The organism is Hamadaea sp. NPDC051192 (assembly GCF_040682475.1).
Taxonomy (GTDB): domain Bacteria; phylum Actinomycetota; class Actinomycetes; order Mycobacteriales; family Micromonosporaceae; genus Hamadaea; species Hamadaea flava.
In genome coordinates this window covers 1-7,913 of record NZ_JBFBAZ010000229.1, presented here as the reverse complement: position 1 = coordinate 7,913, position 7,913 = coordinate 1, and the positions used below count along the sequence as shown (strand labels likewise).

The 7,913-nt window shown below is 71.8% G+C and carries 8 protein-coding genes; 5 read left to right on the top strand and 3 right to left on the bottom strand.

Annotation, left to right across the window (positions count from 1 at the left end):
* Together AB0M47_RS41140 and AB0M47_RS41135 are read left to right on the top strand one after the other, a co-directional pair.
* The coding region (locus AB0M47_RS41140) for a hypothetical protein (protein ID WP_363424031.1) at positions 1 to 180 on the top strand (180 nt) is incomplete at its 5' end.
* A gap of 49 nt (positions 181 to 229) precedes the next feature.
* A complete protein-coding gene (locus AB0M47_RS41135) occupies positions 230 to 1,135 on the top strand; it encodes an SDR family NAD(P)-dependent oxidoreductase (RefSeq protein WP_363424028.1) in 906 nt (301 codons plus the stop codon).
* Here the strand turns inward: AB0M47_RS41135 and AB0M47_RS41130 are convergent.
* The 3 genes from AB0M47_RS41130 to AB0M47_RS41120 form a co-directional block, all read right to left on the bottom strand.
* Positions 1,072 to 2,304 carry a BTAD domain-containing putative transcriptional regulator gene (locus AB0M47_RS41130; RefSeq protein WP_363424026.1) on the bottom strand — a complete coding sequence of 411 codons (1,233 nt, stop codon included), beginning with the start codon at positions 2,302 to 2,304 and terminating at the stop codon, positions 1,072 to 1,074. The two genes, AB0M47_RS41135 and AB0M47_RS41130, sit on opposite strands and share 64 nt — an antisense overlap.
* A 106-nt stretch (positions 2,305 to 2,410) precedes the next feature.
* The gene (locus AB0M47_RS41125; protein ID WP_363424023.1) at positions 2,411 to 3,415 is read right to left on the bottom strand and encodes a glycosyltransferase family A protein; all 1,005 of its coding nucleotides are present in this window, start codon (positions 3,413 to 3,415) and stop codon (positions 2,411 to 2,413) included.
* A 5-nt stretch (positions 3,416 to 3,420) separates the two neighbouring features.
* Entirely contained in the window at positions 3,421 to 4,464 is a 1,044-nt protein-coding gene (locus AB0M47_RS41120; RefSeq protein ID WP_363424021.1) for an endonuclease/exonuclease/phosphatase family protein, read from the bottom strand.
* Between the two features lie 252 nt (positions 4,465 to 4,716).
* Here AB0M47_RS41120 and AB0M47_RS41115 point away from each other — a divergent pair, with 252 nt between their 5' ends.
* From AB0M47_RS41115 to AB0M47_RS41105, 3 genes are read left to right on the top strand one after another with little or no spacing between them, the layout of a single operon-like run.
* The gene (locus AB0M47_RS41115; RefSeq protein WP_363424018.1) at positions 4,717 to 5,736 is read left to right on the top strand and encodes an NAD-dependent epimerase/dehydratase family protein; all 1,020 of its coding nucleotides are present in this window, start codon (positions 4,717 to 4,719) and stop codon (positions 5,734 to 5,736) included.
* 11 nt (positions 5,737 to 5,747) lie between these two features.
* Complete coding sequence (locus AB0M47_RS41110) at positions 5,748 to 6,671, top strand: UbiA prenyltransferase family protein (RefSeq protein WP_363424016.1); 924 nt, start codon at positions 5,748 to 5,750, stop codon at positions 6,669 to 6,671.
* Positions 6,668 to 7,873, top strand: coding sequence for a glycosyltransferase (locus AB0M47_RS41105; protein WP_363424014.1), 1,206 nt, complete (start codon positions 6,668 to 6,670; stop codon positions 7,871 to 7,873). Before AB0M47_RS41110 ends, AB0M47_RS41105 begins: the two co-directional genes overlap by 4 nt.
* The last annotated feature ends 40 nt before the right edge of the window (positions 7,874 to 7,913 follow it).

Genomic DNA, 7,913 nt, shown 5'->3' with positions numbered 1-7,913 from the left:
GACGGCCGCACCTACGCGTACGCGTACCGCCACCACGGCGTCCTGTTCGGACTCCAGTTCACCGTCCTGCATATGTTGGTGACGCTGACCTCCGCTGTCGCCGCCGGGGTCGGAATCCTGCAGGGCCTGCTCTTCCCGCGCATGACGCGGCGGCTCTATCGCGTCGGAACCCCCGCCTGACGCGGCGGCTCTACCGCGTCGGAACCCCCGCCTGACCGAAAGGCTCGCCATGACGTTCACCATCGACAGCACCGCGACCGACGTTCTCGCCGGCATCGATCTGACCGGGCGGCTCGCCGTGGTCACCGGCGGCTACTCCGGGCTCGGGCTGGCCGCGACCCGGGCGCTCGCCGCGGCCGGCGCCACCGTCGTCGTGCCCGCGAAGCGGCCCGCGGCGGCGGCCGAGGCGCTGGACGGCGTACCGGGGATCGAGGTCGACGAGCTGGATCTGGCCGACCTGGACAGCGTCGAGGCGTTCGCCGACCGGTTCGCCAAGTCCGGTCGCGGCATCGATCTGCTCCTCGCGAACGCCGGGGTCATGGCGCTGGCGGAGACGCGCGTCGGACCCGGCTGGGAGGGCCACTTCGCGATCAACCACCTCGGCCACTACGCCCTGATCAACCGGCTCTTCCCGGCGCTGGCGGCCGACGGCGGCGCACGGGTGGTCGTCACCTCCTCCGGCGTCAGCCCGGACGCCACATTGAACTGGGACGACGTCCAGTTCACCGAGGGCTACGACCGCTGGGCGGCGTACGCGCAGTCGAAGTTCGCCAACGCCCTGTTCGCCGCGCAGCTCGACACGCTGGGCCAGGCGTCGGGCGTACGGGCCTTCTCGGTCAACCCCGGCTACATCCTGACGCCGTTGCAGCGGCACCTGACCACGCAGGAGATGGTGGACGCGGGCTGGATCGACGCCGACGGCAACGCGCTGCTGCCCGAGTTCCGCTCGACCGAGCAGGGCGCGGCGACGCTGGTGTGGGCGGCCGCCTCACCGGAGCCGGCCGGCGACGGCGGCGCGTACCTCAAGGCCTGCGAGGTGGTGCGACGCTTCGACACCGAGCAGGACCGCGATCAGGCTGTCCGTCTGTGGGCGCTGTCGGCGGACCTGACCGGCGTCGACGGGCTCGCCTCGTAACGGGCGGCGATGCGGTCGCCGAGGGCGTACCCCTCGATGATCCGCTCGACCAGCCGCGCGTGCCGCTGGGCGACGGTCGCATCGTCCACAGCGGACAGCTCGGTGGCGGTGCGCCACCAGCGTGCGGCCGGTCCGGGTGGCAGGACGTGCACCGCCTGACGGCCGTCCTCCCGGGCCTCGTCGCAGGCCTTGCTCCACAGGGCCAGCTCCTCCGCGAGGTCGGGCTGGCCCTCGTCGCGCAGCCGGTCCGCGGCGCTGCGCCCGGCCGCCGACAGCCGCGCCGGTCCACCCAGATAATGGGTCAGGGCCCGGCTGTCGTCGTCCAGGATCATCGCGTAGACGCAGGCCATCATGGTCTCCAGCCGGCCCGCCAGCAGCACGAGCTGCCCCAGGTCACGCAACTCGGCGTCGTCATAGAAGAGCTGACGGTACGCCGGAAGCCGTACCGGAGCGGTGACTTCGCCGCGCAGTACCGCCACATGCAGGTCGCGTAGCTCCGCTCCGGGTTCGACGCCGAGCTGTTCGGCGATCTGCGTACGCACGACGGCATAGCACTGCAACGCCTCGGAGGTCCGGCCGAGCGCGCACAGCGCCCACATGTGCTGGGCGACGACGGGCTCGGCCAGCGGATGGGACTCGACGATCGGGGCGAGCCGGTCGGCGACCGTCTCGGCGTTGCCGCGCCGCAGTTCTTCGGCGGCCCAGGCGCTGGCCACCCCGACCAGCTGGGATTCGACGCCGCGGCGTACCTTGGCCGCCCAGAACCCGGTCAGCTGGGCCAGCGGCCGGCCGCGCCACAGGTCCATCGCTTCCCGGAGGTCGGCGACGCGCCCCGGATCACCCCGGTACGCCTCCAGCAGCCGCCCGATCCGGTGGACGTCGACGCGCTCCCGGTCGAGGTTGAGCACATAGCCGTCGACCTGCTTGGTCAGGCGTACGCCGTGCCCGGCGAAGAGCCGGCGGAGCCGGGCGATGTGCGCGTAGAGGGCGCTGCGGGGGGCCTCCGGTGGATCAGCGCCCCAGACGCGTTCCACGAGCGCGTCGAGCCCGACCGGGCTGCCGGCGTCCATCGCCAGGGCCGCGAGCACGGCCCGGCGCTGCAACGGCCCGGCGTCCAGGGTGCGGCCGCCCGCCTCCACCTCGATCGAACCCAGCAGCCTGATCCGCATGCGCTCCCCCCAGAGACACCTAGATCCCGGCGGCCCCCGGCGTTGGGAGCGTTCCCATGACCATCCGACTCTATCCGTCTGCCCCATGTGGACGGAAGCCTTGTCACTACATCGATACAGTCCTGTATCGGCGGCGAAAACGCGGATCGATGGCGTACCGGAGTGCGCCGGTCAGACCGCCCAGGCCGACCGCGAACCCATAGAGGAACGTGAGGCCTGCCGCAGCCGCCGCTGTCGGCCAGCCCGCCGACCGCCGAACGAAGCCGAGCATGCCGCGGACGGTCCACAGGAACACCCCGAACGCCGCCACCGCCAGTACGCCGAGCGCCGGCCAGACGACGGCGAGCAGCAGCCCGAGCCCGGTCAGCCCGATCGCGGCCAGCTCGGCCGGCCGGTGCAACGCCTCCCGCTCCGGCTTCAGGTCCCGCTGCTTGAGCACGAGCGGGATCAGCGACACCGCTCGGCCGAAACGCTTGCGTACCACCGAGGTGACACGATCGTCGTCGTCGTGGAAGCCGACCACGCGGACCGCCCGGCCGACCGGGAAGTTCTCCGCGATCCGCAGCCCGAACTCGTGGTCCTCGTTCGTCCACTGGCCGACCAGGCGCTCGTCGAAGCCGCCGATCCGGTCGACCACCTCCCGACGCAGCGCGCCGACCGCGAAGTGCCCGGTGTGCACGACGTCGAGCCCGGACTGTCGATAGTGTCCGGTCAGCACCTGTACGCGCTCGACGATCCCGTCGTCGACCAGCGGCCGGTCGCCGTAGACACCCCACACGGCGGCGTACTCGGGATGGTCGGCGAACATCCGCATCGCCTGCTCGACGGCGTCCGGCGCCAGCGCCACGTCGGAGTCGACGAAGAACAGCACCTCGCCGCGGGCGGCTGCCATGCCCCGGTTGCGGGCCAGCCCCGCTCCCCCGGTGACGGGCAGCCGCACCACGGCCGCGCCGAGGCTCTCGGCGATCGCGGCCGAGTCGTCGGTGCTCGCGTCGTCCACGACGATCACCTCGATCTCGGCGTACGTCTGGGCCTGGGCGGCCTCGACGCAGAGGGCGAGGGTCTTACGGCTGTTGTGGCAGGGCACGATCACGGAGACCAGCGGCGGCATCGGGTTCACCCGGCCGACAGCACGACGCGCTGAGCCTTGTGGTCGGAGAAGCCCTTCGGGTCCAGCAGGTCGTAGGCCGACACGTCGACGTCGGGCGTGGTGAACAGCCAGTCCAGCCGCCACTTGGCCGACCCGACCGGCCAGGTCGCCGGATAGAGCGAGGCCAGCGCCGGGGACTGGTCGACCAGCCGGTCCGGCAGTAGCTGGAGCAGATTCATCGCGGGCGAGGTGTTGAAGTCACCGCCGAGCACGACGCGATTCGGGTTGCCGGTGATGTCGGCCGCCAGCGCCCGATAGCTCGCCCGGCGGATCTCGAAGTTGAACCGGTCGATGGCGAACATGCTTTTGTCCGGGTCGGACCGCAGCCGGAAGATGCGTTGCGGCGGCTGGTAGATGTGCGAGTTGTAGAACGAGACGACCTGCCCGCCGACCATGATGTCCGTCCGCAGCGTCTGCGACTGGTAGAACAGCGGGCGATCGGCCAGCCCGGGTGGGACGGGCCGCAGATCCGCCGGCATCCAGGGCGTCGAGTCGAGCCAGTGATGGCCGACGACCGGCAGCCGGCTCAGCGTCAGGTCCCGCCCGGCCAGGACTATCTCGTAGCCAGGGAACCATTGGCGCAGCAGGTCGGCCTGGTCGATGGCCAGCGCCTGGGAGAACGTGTCGGCTCGGGTCAGGTCGACGTGGGCGTACTCCTGCAGCAGGTAGACGTCGGCGTCCAGGGAGCTGAGGAACTTGTAGAAGTCCTCGGTGGGGTGCGGCCCGCCCGGTTCGAGGTCCTGATCCCAGTACTCCGTGTTCCAGGTGACCAAGGTGATCGCGCCCGGCGCTACCGGCGGCCGCGCATGCCACAGCGTGGCCGCGTTGATGCCGGAGTAGTCGAACCCGAGGATGAGCCCGCACACCGCGTACGCGATCAGCAGCCGTCGCCGGGTCAGCGCCGCGAGCACGATCAGCAGGATCGGGACCGCCGCGAAAACGAACGGCGGCGCGAGATCGACCGGCCCCCACCAGTACGCCCGGCCGCTCAGCACGCGGTGGGCCACCACGAACACCAGCCAACCGGCGCAGGCCACCCCCGTCAGGCGTATCCGCCAAGAATGTCGCGGGCGTGACTGGACCGCGGACGCCACCGGTTTCTCGACTGGAGCGACCACGGAGGCTGAGGTTTCGAGGGGCGCCACGAGCCCAGTCTCGCGGGCGCACCTTGCCGGAAGCTTGCCCTCGCGGCCAAGAACGCGGCAAAGATCGATCACTACCGTCGGGAGGGTCGGCGGAGGCTTCAGTCGCAGGAGGGGCGCGTGCGGATCGTGGTCACCGGGGCGGCCGGAATGCTGGGCACCGCACTGCTCTCCGGGCCGTGGGCCGGGGTCGACTGGACCGGTGTGGACATTCGGCCGTTGACCGTGGACGCGGACTTCGTTCAGGCGGACGTGCGCGACACCGACGCGATGGCGCGGGCCTTCCGGCACGCCGACGTCGTGATCCACTCGGCGGCCGCGCTGCCGAGCAACCGATCGGCCGAGATCCGCTCGGTCGACGTCGACGGGACCGCGTCGGTGGTCGCGGCGGCGAAACGGGCCGGGGTCGGGCGGCTGGTGCACATCTCCTCGACCGCCGTCTACGGCCTACCCCGGCACTGCCCTACCCCCGAGGACTATCCGTGCGAGCCGGTCGACGCCTACTCCGGCGCCAAGCTCGAAGCCGAGCGGATCGTGCTGCGGGCGCGGGCCGAGGGTCTGTGCGCGCCGATCCTGCGGCCGAAGACGTTCCTCGGCCCCGAGCGGCTCGGGCTGTTCGCGATGTTGTTCGAGTGGGCCGACGAGGGCCGCAACTTCCCGCTGCTCGGCGGCGGGAACGTCCGCACGCAGATGCTCGACGTCGACGATCTGTGCGTCGCCGTCCGGCTGGTCTGTGAGCGCCCGGACGCCGTCGTGGACGACACGTTCAACATCGGCGCGGCGCGCTTCGGCACGCTGCGCGAGGACTTCCAGGCCGTGCTGGACGCCGCCGGCCACGGCCGCCGGATCGTCACCGTGCCGGTCGGCCCGGCCGTGGCGATCCTGCGCGGGCTCGCGGCGCTGCGCCTGTCGCCGGTGTACGCGCGGCTGGTGCACAAGCTTCGGCGGGACTCGTACGTCTCGGTCGACAAGGCAGTCGACCGGCTCGGCTTCGTGCCCCGGGTGAGCAACACCGAGGCGCTGCTCAAGACGTACGCGTGGTGGCGCGGGACGGCGGCGGACAGCCGCCGGCCGGCCGGAACCACCCATCGAGACCCCTGGCGGCAGGGCGCCCTCCGGCTCGCGAAGGCGCTGTTCTGAAGGAGCGGCTCATGGTGCAGACCCTGGAAAGCCCGGCGACCACCGCGCTCGACGACACCCCCGTACGCTTCCGCTGGCGAGCGCTGCTGTCACTGCTGCGGCCGCGGCACTGGATCAAAGGCGCGCCGGTGCTGGTGGCACCTCTGGTCATTGCCCCGGTCGTCGCAGCGGGGCACGTCGCGCCGCTCGGGCTGACCCTGGCCGCCTTCCTGGCCGCTTCGTCCACTGTGTACGTGCTCAACGATCTGCGGGATCGCGACGCCGACCGGCTGCATCCGGTCAAACGTCTGCGGGCGCTGCCCAGTGGGCGGGTGACCGTCCGGGCGGCGACGCTCCTGCTGGTGGTGCTGGCCGGGATCACGGCCGTGCTGCTGACCCTGCTGCCGCTCGTGGTCGCCGGCGTCGTCGGGGCGTACGTCGCGGTCAACGTCTGGTACAGCCTGGCGTTGAAGCACCAGCCGCTCGTGGACGTCTCTGTGGTGGCGGCCGGATTCGTGCTGCGGGCGCTCGCCGGGACGGTCGCGGCCGGCCTGCCGGTACGCCCGTTCCTGCTGATCTGCGTCTACTGCGCCTGTGTCGCGCTGTCGCTCGGCAAGCGCCGCCATGAACTGGCGATGGTCGGCGACGCCCACCGGTCGGCGCTGTCGGCGTACTCGGTGCCGTTCCTGGACCACGTGGTCGTCGTCAACCTCGTCGTGGCGCTCGCCGGCTACGTCGCCTTCCTGTGGGGGCTGGCCTCGCCGTACGGGGCGGTCGCGACGGTGGTGACGTTCCCGTTCGCCACTTTCACGATCTACCGCTACCTGCAGATGGTGATGGTCGACCGGTCGGGCGGCGATCCTGTCGTCGACCTGGTCCGGGATGGGCCGATGCGGGCCGGCGCCGGGCTCTGGGCCGCCGCGCTGGCCGCTGTCCTGATCGCGAGCGCCCTGTGACGGCCATCGAGTACGACCTGTGCGTCGCGGTGAACTACTACACGCCGTACGTCAGCGGCCTGACCGAGGTGGCCCGGGTCGTCGCCGAAGGCCTGGCCGCTCGCGGCTGGCGGATCGCGGTGGTCGCCGCCCAGCACGATCCCGCCACGCCGCGCCGCGAGACGCTGTCCGGTGTGGATGTCTACCGGACTCCGGTGGCCGCGACGATCAACCGAGGCGTGGTCAGCCCGTCCTTTCCGGCGACCGTACGCCGGATCGCCCGCCGGTCGCGGGTGCTGCACCTGCACCTGCCGATGCTGGAGGCCGGACTGATCGCGGCCCGGTTGCCGACGCCGATCGTGTCGACGTACCACATCGATCTGTGGCTGCCGCCGGGGCTCGTGGCGCGGGCCGCCACCGCTGCCGTGGCCGTCTCGGCCCGGTACGCCCTGCGCCGGTCGGCGGCCGTCGTCGTCAACAGCGACGACCAGGCCGCCCATTCGCAGCTGTGGCCGGTGCTGAGCGAGGCTCGGCGGGAGGCGATCGCGGCGCCCTGCCTCGACCGGTCCGGCGGGCAACCGTCCTATCGGGAGACGGCCGGGCCGCACATCGGCTTCCTCGGCCGGATCGTCGCCGACAAAGGCTTGGAATACCTCGTCGAAGCCTTCGACGGGATCGACGACCCGCAGGCCCGGCTGCTCATCGGCGGCGACTACCTGACCGTCGCCGGAACCTCGGTCATCGACCGGATCCGGGAGGCCGCCGATCGCGACCCCCGCATCCGCATCCTGGGCCTGCTCAGGGGACAGCAGATCGCCGACTTCTACGCCTCGATCGACGCGTTCGCGCTGCCGTCGGTCGCGGAGTCGTTCGGGATCGCGCAGGCCGAGGCGATGATGTGCGGCGTACCGTCGGTCACGACTGATCTGCCGGGCGGCCGGTATCCGGTCGTGGCCACCGGCATGGGGATGGTGGTGCCGCCCCGGTCGCCCGCACAACTGCGGGCCGCGCTGCTGGACGTGCTCTCGTGGGACGCCGCCCGCCGGGCCGACGGGGCGGACCGCGCGCGGGACCTGTTCGGCCTCGCCGGATGCCTCGACCGCTACGCCGCCCTCTTCACCTCACTCGCTCCCGCGCTCGCTCCCGCCCCCGCTCCCCCCGTCGCGGGGGGCGCGGCCCCGGCCGCCGGCCCGCCGGCGATCGGCGGGGCGCGGGGAAGTTAGTGCGAAAATTAGGTTAGAGAAAGGAAGATACCCCAAAAAA

What these genes read in the sequence shown, in the direction of transcription:
- AB0M47_RS41135 (WP_363424028.1), top strand. Translation starts at nt 230, where the DNA reads ATGACGTTCACCATCGACAGCACCGCGACCGACGTTCTCGCCGGCATC.
- AB0M47_RS41130 (WP_363424026.1), bottom strand. Translation starts at nt 2,304, where the DNA reads ATGCGGATCAGGCTGCTGGGTTCGATCGAGGTGGAGGCGGGCGGCCGC.
- AB0M47_RS41125 (WP_363424023.1), bottom strand. Translation starts at nt 3,415, where the DNA reads ATGCCGCCGCTGGTCTCCGTGATCGTGCCCTGCCACAACAGCCGTAAG.
- AB0M47_RS41110 (WP_363424016.1), top strand. Translation starts at nt 5,748, where the DNA reads ATGGTGCAGACCCTGGAAAGCCCGGCGACCACCGCGCTCGACGACACC.